Genomic DNA, 15,689 nt, shown 5'->3' on the forward strand with positions numbered 1-15,689 from the left:
TAGAGCTAACTTGCGGATATCATGTTAAAGATCGGATTTTAAAATCAATGAAGGAGGAGCCATCTGGCTCCCCTTTTTTTTGCCCTTTTAAAATCACTCAACAATTCCAATTTCCGTATCCATACATCCTTTCGTATTCCCCTAATCAAATCAATTTAAGCAGCTTTTTCAGCTCTTTTGGTACCGTCTTCTCTATAGTAATGGAACGTGCTCCATGCATGGACGCAAAGAATTGAAGCCCCTCCCGAAAATCCGTGATCCATTCCTCCACAGGTGGAGCAGTCTCTTCCATCGATAACAAACGAACGGTAAGTACTCCAGTTTTGCGATCAAGTCGTGGGTCCATACGTCCAATCAACCGATCACCGTGAAGAATAGGCATGGCATAATAACCATAGGTTCTTTTCACCTCTGGGGTATAAATCTCCCATTTATAATGAAAATCGAATAAATCAACAATACGTTCTCTTCTCCATAACAGGTTGTCCAGCGGCGGCAGGAAACGGACCGGGCCTGACGGATCATAGTGTGGCTCTTCGCTTTCCATGTGCAGCAGCAAATCCTCATCTTCAGCACGAATATAATAAGGCGTGGCCACATCCTCCACCTTAAGCGGGATCATTCGCCCATCTGACACACGGGCAGCAATATCGGCTCGACGTTCAGCCGCTGTAGATTTCAGCCAACCCAGACGGGGATCACGGGCATCTACGACACGATACGCATGAATGTATTTATCCAGCAGAGCCTGTCTCTGGGCCAACACATCGATGTCTTCTTTTATTGTAAGTCCCTGTTGTTGCAATCCGGATTCGGTAATATGAAAATAACGTTCATTCCCCTGCCTCGCCACCACACGAATCACAGCGGAGTCTAACAGTAAATTCAGAGCAAGTGTGGTATCCTTCGTCTTTGGCACATCTGCACTGTCCCAATAACCACTTACCCGCTCAACAGCACGAAAGGCTCTTGAAGGTAAAGGCCCTTCTTCCTTCAAACGTTGTAACACATGCTGCACTGTTTTCTCCAGACCTTGCAGGGACGGAGCCAGACGATCCCTTAATCGAGCACGCACAGGTTCAAAGAGAGCATAGTCTTCCATTGGAATGACACAGGCAGCATTTGCAAAATATTCAAACACCTTGTGATCACTCAGCAGTGTATTTAAGCTGTCAGCAGTATAACCAGGGTCACGAGCCCCCAACACCAAATGCTGGTTTCCGGTTACAGCAGCCACAGGATCGATCTGCACGCAACCAAGGGAGCGAATCATACTCAAAACTTGGTCCGGTCCTGAAGGTAAGGAAACTGCGGGCCAACGTCCCAGTAAAGCTTGCGTTTGCAGCAAAAAACGCCGAACGATTTTTTTATTCATGCGCAGCGCTGTTGTCATATGTATAGGTTCTTCCCTTCATTCATATATACAAGGCTTTATAGTCCAATTTATCAAGATACATTGATTTTAACAGTCCACATGATTACTTTCCAACCAAAGAAAGAATTCAATGTCTTACTTATCCAGCAATCCGTTCCTTATGGACAAAATAAAAAGAAGCACCACCATCCTGGATGATCTGCTTCTTGTGTTTGACCTTTTGCAATTTTTCCTGCTTCGTAGGCATGAGCCGTACATGCTGGGATAACGCACCATAATCTCCGTTAACTCTTCGGCTCTGTTCCAAGCACCATTGACCTGACCGCTCTGCTTTGCGTAATGCTTTTTGTGTTTGTGTACGTGCCATAATGGATCACACACTCCTTTGGTTGATATACACTCAATATATCATGTGCAGCTACACAAGTGAAGGTGCTTCCTACTGGAATGGGCATATACATAATTAAGAAGACTTCCACCGAGTACCTTAGCGGGATTGTCGCTTTCGCCGGGACTGCCACGTCTCGATTGGCTCATGATCATCTTCTTCGATCAGTTCCAATGCTTCGTCTACTCTTCTGGCTTTGAACAACAAAATTAACTCTATCAGGTCTTCCCGGTCCAGCAGCTTCACTCCATTAACCGCTGCAAGCGTACGACAGGCTTCGGTGTAACGGGCGGACGTTAATACAATCGACCGGTCGGCTTCATAATAACGCATCGATGTATATATCTCCTGCACAGCACTCAACCCTACGGGATGGTTCGCACCATATCGCTTCGCTTGTATAACACTTCGTCTGCCAAGTCTATCAACAAACACCAGATCTGCCCCGAAATCCCGGCTGCTCGTCGTCTTATGAACTTCATCGTACCCGAGCTCTTCGAATAAATGATAGAGATATAATTCAAATTCCGAACCATCCTCCATTTTGTCGATGTCCTTTATTGTGATCTTACGAGGATTGGCTTCACTTCGGATCCGCTGCCCGCGCCCGATAACCCGCCGAATAATCCAGGCCAGCAGTAGTAATATGACAATAATTCCTATGACCCATAGGGTCACATTTTCACTCCAGTTCATAAATTCTTCTCCTTGTGTCATTTCCTATATTCTATCCAACGTCTTACGCAGATACGGCTTGTCACCGCACTAAATATATCAGACTTCCACCTTCATCGAAAGAAGATGAATTCCCTGTAACCCTTATACTTCACGAAACATAGTGATTTCGACAAACCAATGATAAAAGGTTACAGTACGTTCGGTTGAATTCAGCTTGACTTTAATGGTAAAATTCAACAATCGGTTCTATTTGAACCGAAGAAGAAAGGTGGTTTATCACTTGCATACATTGACCAAACACAAGTCCAAAACATGGGCTGCCCTCATTCTGAGTGGCATGCTCCTCTTCACCATGAATACAACTGGTTACGCCGCTGCGTCAACCGAATCCATGCCGAAACCTGCGTGGACGTCATCTTCCCTGATGTTATCTGAGGCTAATACAGAGAAAGATGTCATGATCAAGGGAATCCATGCCGTGCCATCCAAAAATCTTGTATATGTGCATGCCTCGCAGCCCGTGACCAAAACAAGCAGCAAAACAACACTCGACTGGCAACTGGACTCTCTCCAAGCATTCGATGTTACGACTGGACAATTGAAGTGGAATACAATATTCCATGAGAAAAGTGGGCCTTATACCACCTACTCCGATTCGGTATATGCCAGCAACGGTACGGTTTATGTGTATATGGAATATTCGGACAAAACCAAAAAATTGTACTCTTTCAATACATCCGGTAAAACCAACTGGATCAAAACGGTGAATTCACCTGCAAGCATATCCCTATTGGATAACGATACGCTGATGGTTGCTTCAAGTCAGGGCGTACAATCGAATGGTTCAGTTCGCTCAGCCATCTCGTTATATGACAAAAAGGGCAAGCTGATTACCGAGAAGACCATTAACGGTAGCGTGCTTAAGGCTGATCATGGTCGAATTGTGGTGGATGCCAGTAAACAAACCAAGGTAGGCAACTTCTGGCAGCAAGCTGCAAATCCCAAAGTGGAGATCTATGATCGTACGTTGAATCGTCTGTCCTTCTACCAATTCCCTGCCAATGCAAATACATTAGGAGATGGCGGCGGTGAATCCCTGGCCATTCTGGATGATGGCTCCATCATTATGCGCGCCAATTTGGAGAACACAGGTAACCGACTGATGGGCTTTGGCGTCGATGGAAAGCTTGCTTGGGGACGTGCCATTGCTGGTGATGCCTACATTCAGACGGCTGGCAACGGTTATACAGTCTTTACAGGGCAGAAGCTGGAATTGTACACGATGAAAGGCAAAGTGACTGAGCGTACATTCAAGGACGCACAGCCTGCACTTATGCGTGTGGACCAGACGCAGGATGGACAGTACCAGCTTGATTTTGCCAAAACAGGATACATTCTTGATCCACAGAAGCTGGAAGACGTGCATATCTACACTACCAGTGCCTCGGTTCCTTCATTAGAAGGTGTCTCTACCTATGTCGATGATGTCATCTATTCCATGAACAATGAGACATTGTCCAAATATGTATTAAAGGCTGCTGCAAAATAATGAACAGAGCGCTTCTGTATGACCGCCTAAACGGTTGACAGGGCGCTCTTTTATTTCAAATTCCCCTGGCTCCCCTTACTTGTCATTTCTTCTCATCCTGTTATACTATTAACGTTCTCTTGCTTCACCCTAATCTTGATAGGCAAAAGGAGCTTAACCTTCCTATGATTATTCAGTTCATTCGATACAGATAACTTGGGGCATAGCCATAAACCTCTTTTTTTGAATTTCGTGCAGAGGTTTATTTGTTATGCCCTTTTCTTCAGTTATCCAAATCTGAATGAATGGGGTGTTATTCCATGTCAGTCCATCGCAGAGAACGCAGCGCTGCGCTTATTAATCCATACATCCATATGTTGAACTGTCCCATCTGTCATAGCCCTATGGCAACCATTAACTCAGGGAGCATTCAATGTGTGTCCAGGCATAGCTTTGATTTTGCAAGACAAGGCTATATCAATTTCATGACACGTTTCTTCAAGGGCAACTATGACAAACGTTTATTTACAGCCAAAAGGAATATCTTATCGGGAACCGGTATTTATGCTCCTTTGACCGAAGTACTACGCAGGTGGATCGCACGTTATTCCGTTGACATCAACTATCCCGTGCATATTCTGGATGCAGGCACAGGAGAGGGAACATTTCTGCAGCAGATTACGCAGAATACTCCAGCCGTTGGCTGGGGCATCGATATTGCCAAAGAAGGCATTGCCATGGCTTCCTCTGCCTACAACCAGCAAATCTGGTTTGTCGGCGATCTGGCATGCAGTCCGTTTGCAAAAGGTCAACTGGACATCATCCTGAATATATTTTCTCCTTCCAACTATGAAGAATTTGGACGAATTCTGAAAGAAGGGGGATGGATCATCAAAGTCATCCCCCGTGAACAATATTTAATTGAACTGAGAGAAATGCTTTTCCTGAATCGACCTGATCGAGCAGACGGCCGGGAACTTACGCTGGACCGATTCCGCAAACATCATCATCTCATCGCCAGCATTCCACTGACCTACACGCTGCCCGTCACCGCAAGCATGCTGGATTCACTCGTTCATATGACACCACTTTCCTGGCATCGGTCGGGATCTTCCCTGGCGAGCATTCAAGCTTCCTTGTCGAAGATTACCATTGACGTAGAAATACTGGTGGGAACAATCAGATAACCGTTATGGCTGATTTTAGCCGCCATACAGCCAAAAAGCCGGGCGAGTTCCAACTGGAACTTTCCCGGCTTTTCATGTGATCTGATGCATTATTTCCAGTTCTGCTCGATAAATTCGTCCCGTCCGGATAACGCACGGTCTTCCTTATAATGTTTTTCGTTTTTCTTGTGGTAATCCTGATGATAGTCTTCAGCCGGATAGAAAATAGCTGCATCCCGAATTTCCGTAACAATCGGTTGAGTGAATCGTCCGCTGGCTGCCAGTTCCTGTTTGGACTGTTCAGCAAGCACACGTTGACGTTCATTATGCACAAAGATTGCCGTACGGTACTGTGTCCCCCGATCCTGGAACTGGCCTCCGTCATCCGTGGGATCAATCTGCGGCCAGTATAGCTCCAGCAGTCGTTCATAAGGGAATACATCTGGATCAAATGTAATTTCAACCACTTCGACATGACCGGTCTCCCCGGTTTTGACCTGCTCATATGTTGGATTCTCGACGTGGCCGCCAGCATAACCTGATATAATGCCATGAATGCCCGGTTGTTCTTCAAACGGTGTAACCATACACCAGAAACATCCGCCGGCGAATGTAGCTTTTTCCATTCCGTTCATCCCCTCTTATCTAAACGATCTATAGATTACTGATGCTAAATTACGCATACATTCTTATATTTTAAAACAACAAGAGGTTGATTGAAAGCCATGGTTATGGCTCTCAATCAACCTCTTCATTGGTAAAACATTTAGCTGACAACTAATGCAAGAAATTATCTTGATTAAGTTACCCGCGACTACGTCCCATCGAACGGAAGATCAAGCTTACGATGGCTACAAGAACGATCGCACCAATCAATGCAGGTACAATATGGAATCCGCCCATCTCAGGACCCATATCGCCCAAGATTACTCCACCTAACCATCCACCGATGAAACCGGCAATGATATTACCAATAACACCACCTGGAATGTCACGACCAACGATCAAACCTGCCAACCATCCAATGATACCACCGATAATTAATGACCATAACCAACCCATATCATTCACCTCTAATTAAAGTTTTTGTTGTTGTCTGTCTACTATTAACCGCTACAGAAGCATTTAAACAATTGGCATAAAAATTTTTGCATATTACCTTTTGTCCCCATGCATCTCCCTCTGCAAAACAAGCCTTAGTCAGGTATGGAACAGATCGCGTTACTTTCCGGCATCTCACCAGCTCAGGGCTGCGTTATGTACCTCCCGAAAGTCATTGTATGTTAGAGCAGACAAGGTTAGTATCACCAATTGAGGTAGGATTATTTATAAAAGTGCGTCATATTATAGGATGGATGGGTTAGCTCTGATCAATAAAAGCCTGCACGGCCCTTACCTGGCTGCGCCAGCCAAGTATGTTTATGGCTCTTGTCCAGCTCGCCACGCATCGACTGAATGACTTTCACTATGTCTGTCTGTCCATTCTGATGCCATTCCAGCGCAGCGCTCACATACAACTCACCTAGCTGTGCAAGAGAAAACGTGTCGGTCAGGCGGGCTGCTTCTATCGTGCCTTCTTCACCCGCAAATACGGTGAAGCCTCGTTGGCGCAAATATTGCAGGCGCAACGCTTCATCTGGCAACGGAATTTCATAAGCCCGGTCGAACCGTCCAGCACGGTTCATGAGACCAGGATCTATTTTCTCCGGATAATTCGTTGTCCCAATCAGGAAAATGCCTTCTTTCGACGTAGCACCATCCAGTGTATTCAGGAAAAAGGAACGGACTTCATCCGGCATCGAATCGATGTCCTCAATGATCAGTACCATGGGTGCCAACCGCTTGGCAGCCTCGAACACTTCACGCACCGATTCACTGTTGGTATACTCCGTAATCTGCCAATACGCAGCCGGGCCCGGGATACTTCCCGCAATGGATTTTACCAATGTGGTCTTGCCATTCCCCGGATGCCCATACAATAGAATGCCTCTTTTGTACGGGATATCATAATCCCTGTAAAAAGAACGATCCGCTTCGAAAAATTGATCCAGCGAGCGGAAAATATCCTGCTTGATCTGTGCCGAGAGAACAACATCCTCTCTTCCCACGGAGCGAGTGATGGATTCCACATGACGATCGCTGCCATTCCGGGCATCGGTGTAGACCGTTACTTTTTTCATATTTTGCTGACGTTCCCGTTCCCGGACACTTCCCAGAAATTGCTTCATCTCCTCATCACCGATGGCAAAGACAAAGTCTTCACTATAGATCCCGTTATCTCGGAAAAATGGCACCCGCACAAGTGCTACGCCCCATTTCGGATAAGCAAATACGTTATTGCGAATGGAGTAATGAACACCATAAGTGGGTATATCTCCATCATCGTCGTAATGCAACGTCTGAAGCTCCAGATCCTCGAATATACGGGCTACCAATTCCACTTCGTCACTGCCATTTTGCAAGTCTTCCCGGAGTAACTCCCAGTATTCATTGTTCGGGTCAGAACTGGCATAAAGCTTGTACTCAACTCCATAGCGCTTATGGAGCGCCTCACTGATTCCACGAATCAGCCTTGAATAGATGGCGTACCCTTCCACTCGAATTCGGGTATCATGTTGTTCGTCATAGGTATAGATCGCTTGAGTTGGATCTGTTTGTTTTTCGTTTATTATCATTATTTCGCTCCCTTTACCGCTACAAGCGGTTTGCAATTGGCTACAACTTGAGCCAGGCCTGCGCCGGTAACACTGTCTATAATTTCATCTACATTTTTATAAGCCTGAGGTGATTCATCAATAATGGATTCAAGTGAGCGTTGGTTTACCACGATCTCATCTTCTGTACCCACACCCAGTGCCGTAGCAAAATCTTCCACGCTAATCAATCGTTTTGTTGCCGTCCGTGAACGGATGCGACCCGCACCGTGACATATTGAATAATAATTATCAGCACCCTGCGGCTGACCTACCATGATATATGAAGCAGTTCCCATGGAACCGGGAATAAGCGCCGGATGCCCTGTTGCCAGATAGGGCTTTGGATTGTCCGGGTGACCTGCCGGCAACGCACGTGTCGCCCCTTTGCGATGTACAAAAACGGAACCTTGGTCTGCGTGAGATTCCTCCCAGGCATAGTTGTGCATCAGATCGTATAACGTACGAAATTCACATTTGGAGCCAAACACATCCCGGAATGCTTCGCGAATAGCATACGCAATCAGATGACGATTGACAACAGCGTAATTCAATGCAGAATACATCATGTTCACATAATGACGACCTTCCGCATGCTCAAGTGGAGCAAATACCAGTCTAGGATCGGATGTACCCAGGTTAAGCCGCTGCATGACTTTGGCAATCGCTGAAGAACTCGTCTGGCTTACATAACCACCCCATGCACGAGAGCCGGAATGAATCATGACCACGACCTGTCCATCATACAATCCCCAAGCTTCGGCGATTTCACGATTCTCTTCAGCGATCTCAATTGCCTGGATCTCGGCAAAATGATTCCCCCCACCCAGTGTTCCGAGCTGACGATGCGAACGATGCCATGTCATATCAGGAACGTGGTTTAACACATCCTCATCGTAACTGAACTTGCTGCTTTCCACATGTGTCATCGCTGTTGATTTTTTCGGTGTATAGCTGTCTGGAATATACTTTTTGGGTAAACCATGCAGTCCTTTACGAACAATATGCTCCAATCTGATATCCGAGTAATGACCTCGCTGGTTCGCCTCCATCGGCAAAACTTTCTCAATGGCCTTGACGAGTTTGCGACGGAGCTTGATGTCTTTCAATTCGTCCTTGTGCAAGTTCGTCATATGCACTCGCATGCCACAGCCGATGTCACTGCCCACGATGGAGGGAGAAACGTATCCGCTCTGCGCATCCCACACGGCTGTCGTTCCAATGCATGTACCTACCCCGACGTGCACGTCTGGCGTGTAACTCATATAAGAGATTCCCGGAATCTGCAGATTATTGTTTGCCATCTCGAATACCTTGTAATCAAGCGAGGAGAAGAGCTGTTGCGCCGCATATACGGTTAGGTCGCCTGCAGGCAATTTTACTTCATGCCGGTAGCCGCCTGCGATTTCATCTGGATTAGTAAATAAATTAAATTCTGTATTCATAAAAGTGTATTATTCCTTCCTGTACGTTCAGCAAATTCGGTTTGCTGACTCATCTGTAAAATAAAAATAAAAAAAGCCATAGGCTAATCGCCCATGACTTCTACTGAATGACAATAACGGAGAACAGATCCGCATAAACATGCTGTGTGTCTGTCATCCATCGCTATAATATAAGCGAAGAACGCATATCGATTATAAACCCGTTAAACGATATGCCTATCCCCTATGTCGACCGTATGAGGCCAATGAAACGATGAGCCGGATATGCTATTGTGTCTACATTGCGCCGTGTTTGAATCAAATCATAACCAAGCATCATGTCTCTCGGCCTCCCTTCGTTAATGTTAGTCTTATATTAAGGGGACTAGAATTCATGTGTCAACCCTTTTCTTGGAAATTGGACCCGGCTGCATTGTTCATATGTATACAAAAACAGGAGATTGTCCTAGGACAATCTCCTGTTTTCCAAATAATAATGATGTTGTTAGCGTAACATGATTATTATAGACCTGCTTGTTTTTCCAACTCTTCAACCGGATTCTCGTCTTCTTTTTCAGGAACTTTGGAAGACAGGAACCAACCACATACCGCAATGGTGATCAGTACAATATAGAATCCGAATTTCCAAATTTTATTTTCCGGGAAATGCTCATCCAGAACACCCAATGAAGGGTGTGCGAGTGTAATAACTGCCAGCTTAACCCCTACCCAACCTACGATCACAAAGGCAGCAACTTCAAGCCCTGGACGGGAATGAAGCAATTTCACAAAGTATGAAGCTGCAAAACGCATGATCACAAGCCCGATGAATCCACCGAGGAAGATAACGATAAACTGTCCACCGTCAAGTCCGCCAATTGCAGGCAATCCACTTGGTGGCAACGCCACGGCCAAAGCAACCGCAGCCAGAATGGAATCAACTGCAAATGCGATATCCGCTACTTCGACCTTGAAAACGGTCATCCAGAAACCGGATTGTTTTTTCGGTTTCTTAGGCGTGGAATCAGCTGCTTCATCTGTTTTATTGCGACTACCCAGTATCTTTTTAACGATATGGTTAATCGAAATATACAGGAGATACAGGGCACCGATCGCTTGTACCTGCCATACATCGACGAGGAAAGAGATCAGGAACAACGAACCTAAACGGAAAACAAATGCACCCATCAGACCATAGAACAACGCTTTTTTGCGCTTATCTTCAGGCAAGTGTTTAACCATGATTGCGAGTACCAATGCATTATCCGCTGCGAGTAATCCTTCAAGGACCACTAAGACAGCAAGCACCCACCCATATTCTAATAATAATGAAACATCCAACATTGACTCCTCCTTAATATTCTTATGATGTACAAAAAAAAGGACCTTTACCATCACTGGTAAGGTCCTTTTATATCCACAAAAAGAGACCTTTACCGAGCATGAAAACTTGGTAAAGGTCTCGCTAACAACAAAATTGCTGCCAATAAAGCCGGGGATATGATCCCGAACTGACGACTTTACTGTAAAAGCTACTCCCCTTTAACAGGAATATGTAGTTTTAGTTGGAACGGGTTGTTTAACCTGTACTCATCATATTTCATAACGTTAAATAAAGTCAAGCTTTATTTAGTTGACGATACAGCTTACGGAATACGGCAACATCATAGATCATATTCCCCAGTGGAATGAAAGAAACAAAGAACAGAGCAATTGGACGGCGCAGACGCCATTTCTGTGAGGTGTACATAGTCACCATAAATAACAAATACATTAAAAACAAAAAACCGTACAGATTCCCAAACCATGTGACAGCCTGCGGCATAACCCCGGCATCTCTCAACGGAAAAGCAACAAACAGTAACAACACGTACGAAATGCCCTGCAACCACAACAACAGCCGGAAGCGCCCCAGCGTAGAATGTAACATTATTTTCCTCCTGCTTTTATACATGTAACGAATTCAATTGTTCCCGTACAGTATATCACAAAAGCTGAATATCTCGCTTAAATGCCATGCAGCAGATTATTCCTGCACGCTTTATAGGTGGTTCACCTACCATTTCGCAGGAGCCAAATGCTTTAACTTCTCATAAGATATATGACGAAGATTGTTACAGATGTCGGACAAGGAGGAGCCGGATCATGAAAATAGCTATGGTTGCACCCGAGAAATTGCCTTTGCCCGGTAATGGTTCCGTGGAAATCTGTATCCTGGGCATCGCTCGTGAACTAGCCCATCGCCATCAGGTGACCATTATAAGTCGTCAAATGCAAGGTCTCGCCGCCACAGAACAGATCGATGGGATCACCATTCAACGTGTCCCTGCAACGAGCCCTGTCATGTACACCAAAGCAGTCATACGTTTGTTATCCCAACAACCCTATGATGTAATTCAAGTGGATAACAGGCCACGAAGTATGGCTACCATCAAACGAGCTTTTCCAACCACACCTGTTGTACTCTATCTTCACTCGTTAACGTTTGCTCAGCCTGGGCCTTCCAAACTCACATTGATGAAAAAAGCTGATTGGATTGCCGTCAACAGTCATTCCCTGAGACAAAGGTTAAGCCGCAGATTTCCCTTGGTAAAACACCGGATGAGTGTTGTTCCATTGGGTGCAGATCTAAGCCGCTTCAGACCTGTTGAATCCAGCGAAGAACAGATTCATCTGCGTACACAATATGGAGTAACTAAACCATTCTCTATTCTCTATGTCGGCAGACTGATCCCTGGAAAAGGGGTAGACGTATTAATTCGTGCAACTGCCCTCCTTCAGCAACAGATGCCTGTTCAACTGGTTGTTGCAGGCAAAGGACCTCCGTATTACATGCGTAAACTTCGCGAACTTGCTCAAAAACAAAAAGTCCATGTTTCCTTCCGTGGTCAGATAAACCATGAGCATATCGATCAGTTGTATCGGGCAGTCGATTGTCTGGTCTGTCCGTCTCAAGAACATGAAGCTTTTGGCCTGGTTAATGTTGAGGCGATGGCTTCAGGATTACCCGTCATTGCTTCGGATAACGGAGGTATTCGTGAAATTATTGAATCAGGTATCAATGGATACCTTGTCACCGCTTATAAGCGTCCCCAACGTTTCGCCTCTTACCTGTACAAACTTGCAAGCAATCCCACTTTTGCCGAGAAGTTAGGGAAGGCTGGCCGAGACAGCGCAAGGGCACATTTCAGTTGGGCAAGAACAGCCATGCATCTGGAAGCGACCTATACCAGGCTCATCCGTAAATGAGCCTTCTTCTGTTGCGATGATCAAGCTTTCTCACGAAATTGCCATCCCTTAATCAAAGAATCCATCTGCGGAACAGAAATGTGACTCATCTCAATTAACTCCATAATAACCATATCTCTCATCATGAATCGTACTTTGGCACACGTTAGTTGATGAAATACATCGTAGAATTCCGTCCCGATCCAACATCCATGTGGTACGACCAGCGAATCATTAACGATATAACCTACGGCTCCAATCGGGGGAATAACAACCTTAATCGCTTGATGATCCAACCGATTATCTGGATCTTTGACGAGATACACGGTATCCCCCACATGTAAAGCTTGTACGCCATGGTAGTGGTCCATCCCATACATAGCTGCGAATAATTTGGTGCTCATATTACCTGCTCCTTTTCCTGTATTTCTCCATGATTGAAATTTTCACAAAGATACATCGGTTTCATAATGTTCCAACCACTCGACAAGTTGCCTGCGTATCTCTCTACGAAACTCACGAGGTTCAAGTACCTCTGCCTCGGGCCCAAATTGATACAACCATTTCAAAAATTCTCTGCTGCTATTCAGTGTCACTTCAAATAACAATCCCCCATCCGACATATTCGTCATTCGCGGGCGAACAAACATCTCTTCTTCTTTTATGTAGGGGGCCACTTTCTCAGAGAATCTTACCTTGAAATGGATATTTTCGTCGCCACGGTCAATAGACCATGTGTTCTTCATGTACTGCGTTATGTTGAAATCACCCTTGTCGAAACCGGCATTTGTTCGTGTCACATCCAAAAAACGGCTAATTCGAAACAATCGAACTTTTTGCAGCAAATGGCAGTATCCAATCAAATAAAAACGTTGATCACGTGGAATGAGATAATAGGGATCGATATCCCGGACTGTAATCTCATTTCTTGTCAGCGTATGATATTGAGTACGAATGGTTTGCTGGCTTAGAATAGATTCGATAATGGGAATCAGCAAATTAGGGTCTTTTCCTTCCTCACGATAAGCTGGCGTGCCCATCCGAATAATTCCCGCAATATTTTCTACAATATCACTGTTTCTTGATTTTAATTTGGTATGAGCCGACATGACCTTGTCAAAAGCTGAATCGAACTCAGCAGGTAACTTGGAGGTATCAACTACGGACGGCAGCAAGGAGAAGACCATTGCTTCCTGTTCAGTAAAATCTAATGGATACATCGCAAACTCACCAATAAATCGGTAACCTTTGCCATATCCTTCATTCATAATCGGGGCGACCCTATCCAAAATCCGGAGATCACGATAAATCGTGCGTACAGTCGTACCGCATTTCAGCGCCAATTCCTTGGCCGAAATTCCAGGATTTGCTTGTATAGCCTGAAGTATACGCAGCAGACGAATTAATTTCTCTGTCATGTAGTTTCTCCCCTTCGATATTTTATCGGCAAGGAAAACTAGTTCCTTTAGTACAGGACTAAATCTTTAGTCCCAATTTTATTTTCGCAATTTCACCATTTTTGTATAGTCCAATTGCACTTTTACCCCCTTTTAATATACATTCTCTTACTTGCTTGCGTAAAACATTAACCCGAAAGACCTTAAACCTAAGTCTGAAAGCCTATACAATTTTCTAAAAATAATACAAAAAAAGCCCAGATCTCTATAAAGAGACAAGGCTTTTCTCGAAATTACTTGTTATGCAACTGTAATAATTGATCCATCACATTCGTCATATGCTCACAGAGTTCAGTAATGTCTCCCATCTGGTCTTCATTCACACTGCGGTCAAAATAAACGTGAGCCGTGACGTTATACATGATTGGCTGTTCATCAAAAATATACCGGATGTTCTGGCACATCCTCTGCTCAGGCCAGCTCTTCTGTAATATTGGACGAATATCCGGGCACTGCTTCTCAGGCTCCTTTACAACCATGCTAAACCGTAGTTCCAAACGGCAACCTGGATTCGCACCAGGCGTCTCCAGGATCTCCGCTGCAAGCTCCTCAAGGGAGCTGCTTAATACAACTTCCCCTGTTACTTCCGGGCGATCCCTGAGACAGAATTGTAATGTGAACTCTCTGGACATCACCGCCATCTCCAGCCGATCTTTACGCCCCGTAATCTGAATACGTTCATCCAGGTTATCCATATCATAGAGATAATTCTCAAACCCGACTTTCAGATTGTCATACACCGTTGGATCAAACATTGAAATAAACCTACTTTCTAACCCTTTAACATGTATTGTAGTACATTCTCAATTTTCATGCGACTAGCCCAATCTCTTGTCCTGAAAGTATAAAAAGCCCAGTCACTAGGACTGGGCTTCGGCTAAACATGCGATCTGATAAGATCCCTGAGCTTTGCTTATTCTTCTGTAGCTTTTTCTTCAGCTGCCGGTTCAGCTTCCTCAGCAGAAGCCGTTGGCTCTTCCTCAGCGGCTTGTGGCGGCATGACGGAAGCGATGATGGACTCAGGTGATGTTATGAGTGTCAAACCTTTGTCCAGCTTGATATCCGCAGCAGTCAAGCGATCACCAATATCCAATCCGCTAACATCCACTTCAATGGACGTTGGCAGATCCGCAGGCAATCCTTCTACTTCCAGCTGTGTCTCCTGTGTCTGGAATACACCGCCAGCTTTCGAGCCGGCCGCTGTACCCTGGAAGTCGATCGATACACTTACACTGATCGGCTTGTTCTTGGAAATTTGCAAAAAGTCTACGTGCAGCAAACGTCCGTTACGCTCTTGCTGATCCTTGATCAGCACCGGAACCGTATTACCGCCTTCAACATTCAGGTTGAACATTTCGGAGCGGCCTGTGCGTGCCACTTTCAGCATTTCTTTTTCATCTACATGTATTGAAGCACCTTCAAGTCCCGGGCCGTAAACGACTGCAGGAACTCGTCCGCCTTGTCTTAACAGGCGCAATGCTGCACCTTTCTTTTCCGTTCTTGGCGTTGCTGTAAGTTGAGCCATTTTTCCGTTGGATTTCATGATTGAACATCCTCCTTCAAGGGATCACTACATTATATTTGTTGGAAAGCGCTGAGGCTTATCTCATAGACCATGATGGTCTTTTTCCTTTGGCCGAATCGTGGGCCATATCTATATTTACCCCAATGATAGAGGATCTCAAACACAAAAGAGGACAATTAATTATTTTTTGGCAAGTTATGCGGCTTATAATCAGACCGAAAAAAGCA

At 45.1% G+C, this 15,689-nt stretch carries 16 protein-coding genes; 3 read left to right on the forward strand and 13 right to left on the reverse strand.

Annotated features, from left to right (window positions below; all coding sequences use genetic code 11):
* Window positions 1-145: 145 nt before the first annotated feature.
* The 3 genes from ACE04G_RS01740 to ACE04G_RS01750 all read right to left on the reverse strand — a co-directional run bounded on the left by ACE04G_RS01740 (window position 146) and on the right by ACE04G_RS01750 (window position 2,459).
* Complete coding sequence (locus ACE04G_RS01740; protein WP_486094112.1) at window positions 146-1,393, reverse strand: DNA glycosylase AlkZ-like family protein; 1,248 nt, start codon at window positions 1,391-1,393, stop codon at window positions 146-148.
* 121 nt (window positions 1,394-1,514) lie between these two features.
* Window positions 1,515-1,742 carry a hypothetical protein gene (locus ACE04G_RS01745; protein WP_339178692.1) on the reverse strand — a complete coding sequence of 76 codons (228 nt, stop codon included), beginning with the start codon at window positions 1,740-1,742 and terminating at the stop codon, window positions 1,515-1,517.
* 120 nt (window positions 1,743-1,862) lie between these two features.
* The gene (locus ACE04G_RS01750; RefSeq protein WP_221824687.1) at window positions 1,863-2,459 is read right to left on the reverse strand and encodes a restriction endonuclease; all 597 of its coding nucleotides are present in this window, start codon (window positions 2,457-2,459) and stop codon (window positions 1,863-1,865) included.
* A gap of 262 nt (window positions 2,460-2,721) precedes the next feature.
* Here ACE04G_RS01750 and ACE04G_RS01755 point away from each other — a divergent pair, with 262 nt between their 5' ends.
* Together ACE04G_RS01755 and ACE04G_RS01760 are read left to right on the forward strand one after the other, a co-directional pair.
* The gene (locus ACE04G_RS01755; protein WP_237176994.1) at window positions 2,722-3,990 is read left to right on the forward strand and encodes a hypothetical protein; all 1,269 of its coding nucleotides are present in this window, start codon (window positions 2,722-2,724) and stop codon (window positions 3,988-3,990) included.
* Window positions 3,991-4,343: 353 nt separating this feature from the next.
* Window positions 4,344-5,156: a putative RNA methyltransferase gene (locus ACE04G_RS01760; protein WP_486094116.1), complete on the forward strand. Its 813-nt coding sequence runs from the start codon at window positions 4,344-4,346 to the stop codon at window positions 5,154-5,156.
* 89 nt (window positions 5,157-5,245) lie between these two features.
* Here ACE04G_RS01760 and msrA read toward each other — a convergent pair whose 3' ends face one another.
* The 6 genes from msrA to ACE04G_RS01790 all read right to left on the reverse strand — a co-directional run bounded on the left by msrA (window position 5,246) and on the right by ACE04G_RS01790 (window position 11,182).
* Window positions 5,246-5,761 carry a peptide-methionine (S)-S-oxide reductase MsrA gene (gene msrA, locus ACE04G_RS01765; RefSeq protein ID WP_405130666.1) on the reverse strand — a complete coding sequence of 172 codons (516 nt, stop codon included), beginning with the start codon at window positions 5,759-5,761 and terminating at the stop codon, window positions 5,246-5,248.
* Between the two features lie 178 nt (window positions 5,762-5,939).
* Entirely contained in the window at window positions 5,940-6,197 is a 258-nt protein-coding gene (locus tag ACE04G_RS01770) for a GlsB/YeaQ/YmgE family stress response membrane protein (protein WP_062835823.1), read from the reverse strand.
* A 308-nt stretch (window positions 6,198-6,505) separates the two neighbouring features.
* A complete protein-coding gene (locus tag ACE04G_RS01775; RefSeq protein WP_237176991.1) occupies window positions 6,506-7,810 on the reverse strand; it encodes an ATP-binding protein in 1,305 nt (434 codons plus the stop codon).
* Window positions 7,810-9,273, reverse strand: a complete 1,464-nt coding sequence (locus ACE04G_RS01780; RefSeq protein ID WP_449003426.1) for an RtcB family protein — start codon at window positions 9,271-9,273, stop codon at window positions 7,810-7,812. The genes ACE04G_RS01775 and ACE04G_RS01780 overlap by 1 nt, the downstream gene beginning before the upstream one ends.
* 501 nt (window positions 9,274-9,774) lie before the next feature.
* Complete coding sequence (locus ACE04G_RS01785; RefSeq protein WP_083657153.1) at window positions 9,775-10,596, reverse strand: TerC family protein; 822 nt, start codon at window positions 10,594-10,596, stop codon at window positions 9,775-9,777.
* 274 nt (window positions 10,597-10,870) lie between these two features.
* The gene (locus ACE04G_RS01790; RefSeq protein ID WP_221824694.1) at window positions 10,871-11,182 is read right to left on the reverse strand and encodes a DUF3817 domain-containing protein; all 312 of its coding nucleotides are present in this window, start codon (window positions 11,180-11,182) and stop codon (window positions 10,871-10,873) included.
* Window positions 11,183-11,397: 215 nt separating this feature from the next.
* On the opposite strand from ACE04G_RS01790, the gene ACE04G_RS01795 reads away from it, so the two are divergent.
* Window positions 11,398-12,501, forward strand: coding sequence for a glycosyltransferase family 4 protein (locus tag ACE04G_RS01795; protein ID WP_221824695.1), 1,104 nt, complete (start codon window positions 11,398-11,400; stop codon window positions 12,499-12,501).
* Window positions 12,502-12,521: 20 nt separating this feature from the next.
* On the opposite strand, the gene ACE04G_RS01800 is transcribed toward ACE04G_RS01795, so the two are convergent.
* From ACE04G_RS01800 to ACE04G_RS01815, 4 genes are all read right to left on the reverse strand, one after another.
* The gene (locus ACE04G_RS01800) at window positions 12,522-12,884 is read right to left on the reverse strand and encodes an HIRAN domain-containing protein (protein WP_449003425.1); all 363 of its coding nucleotides are present in this window, start codon (window positions 12,882-12,884) and stop codon (window positions 12,522-12,524) included.
* Between the two features lie 42 nt (window positions 12,885-12,926).
* Window positions 12,927-13,898, reverse strand: a complete 972-nt coding sequence (locus ACE04G_RS01805) for a helix-turn-helix transcriptional regulator (RefSeq protein ID WP_076212352.1) — start codon at window positions 13,896-13,898, stop codon at window positions 12,927-12,929.
* Between the two features lie 272 nt (window positions 13,899-14,170).
* Window positions 14,171-14,692, reverse strand: coding sequence for a hypothetical protein (locus ACE04G_RS01810; RefSeq protein ID WP_449003424.1), 522 nt, complete (start codon window positions 14,690-14,692; stop codon window positions 14,171-14,173).
* A 158-nt stretch (window positions 14,693-14,850) separates the two neighbouring features.
* The gene (locus ACE04G_RS01815; RefSeq protein WP_339178710.1) at window positions 14,851-15,480 is read right to left on the reverse strand and encodes a 50S ribosomal protein L25; all 630 of its coding nucleotides are present in this window, start codon (window positions 15,478-15,480) and stop codon (window positions 14,851-14,853) included.
* Between the last annotated feature and the right edge of the window lie 209 nt (window positions 15,481-15,689).

Source organism: Paenibacillus sp. AGC31 (assembly GCF_057334655.1).